General features: G+C 43.6%; 1 protein-coding gene. It reads left to right on the top strand.

Annotation, left to right across the window (positions count from 1 at the left end; genetic code table 11):
• A partial coding sequence (locus PFRI_RS19975; protein WP_139292155.1) for a tetratricopeptide repeat-containing sulfotransferase family protein occupies positions 1-1,223 on the top strand: 1,223 nt, incomplete at its 5' end.
• Positions 1,224-1,522: the final 299 nt, after the last annotated feature.

Here is a 1,522-nt window from a genome sequence, read left to right as displayed (position 1 = left end):
ATGCTGAAGCGTATAACAACATGGGCAATGCTCTCAAAGATCAAGGCAAGCTGGATGAGGCGATAGCAGCTTACAACAAAGCGCTCTCAATCAAGCCTGATTATGCTGAAACGTATAACAACATGGGCGTTACTCTCCAAGATCAAGGCAAGCTGGAGGAGGCGATAGCAGCTTACAACAAAGCATTGTCCATCAAGCCTGATTATGCTGTAACGCATAGAAATCTTAGTGGGTTGATTAAATATAAACGTAACGATCCTCAAATTAGTAGCGTTGATGAATTGTTGAAGCGTCTTGATTTGAAGGATGCAGATCGATGCCACCTTCTATACGCTTTTGCAAAAATGAACGAAGACCTTGGGTGCTTTGAAGCTGCCTATGATAACTATGTTGTTGGTGGGGCACTTAGGAAAAAATTATTAGCTTATGATTTGCGACACGACAGAGCCTTGTTTGCAAAGATTAGGGAAGTTGCATCAAGCCTGAACGACTTTGATTCCACACCACCAAATGCAAAAACTTCCCATACTCCGATTTTCATTTTGGGAATGCCCAGATCTGGGACAACTTTAGTCGAGCAAATAATTGCCTGCCACTCTCAAGTTCAAGGCGCTGGTGAATTAAATTTCTTGGGTAACTTAGGCAACTCAATCGCATGTGGCGCTAAGCCCCTAACACCAGATAGCATGACAAAACTTCAAGTGAAATACTTGGATGAGTTGGCTAAACTTTCTAATGGTCACCAGTTTGTCACAGATAAAATGCCCCACAACTTTCTCTATATTGCACTGGTTTTGAAAGCATTACCTGAAGCTAAAATCATTCATGTCAAGCGCAATCCAGCTGCCACCTGCTGGTCAAATTTCAAGCACTACTTTCAATCAAATGGACTGGGCTATAGCTATGACCTGAGCGATACTGTCCAGTACTTCAGTTTGTATCAGGATTTGATTGATTTTTGGGATGATCTCTATCCAGACCAGATTTATCATTTGGATTACGACAGGCTAACCGTCGATCAGGAGCTTGAAACTAGGCAGCTTGTTGAGCATTTGGGACTTGATTGGGAAGATGCTTGCTTATCGCCCCATGAAAACAAGCGGAGTGTCCGAACAGCTTCCCAGCAGCAGGTCAGGGAGAAAATGTATTCTGGAAGTTCAGAGGCTTGGCGTAAATTTGAGCCATATCTAAATGGGGCATTTGATGAGTTTGTGACCCAATAAAAGCCTTCATGCGCCAATGACACTGACCAATCGGTTGGGCTACTAAGTCGCTTCGGGACTTGATGATAGTAGAAAATTCACGATCCAGTCACGATGTTTTTGAGCGTATCTTAACTGTATGATATCATGTGGTTAATCATACCTTCCAGTTCTCCAAGCGTTAAGCTTGCGATCATACGTATTTCGAAGGGCTGCTCTTTGGGCGGCCCTTTTTTTATTGAGTGCGTAAACGCACGCTTTATTAGTAAACCTCCGCCGAGGGCCGTCTGGCTGCTGGGCTGTGAGATCGTTTATCGAGT

Origin of the sequence: Planktotalea frisia, from assembly GCF_001890925.1 — a bacterium.
GTDB lineage: Bacteria > Pseudomonadota > Alphaproteobacteria > Rhodobacterales > Rhodobacteraceae > Planktotalea > Planktotalea frisia.
This window is presented reverse-complemented; position numbering and strand designations above follow the sequence as displayed.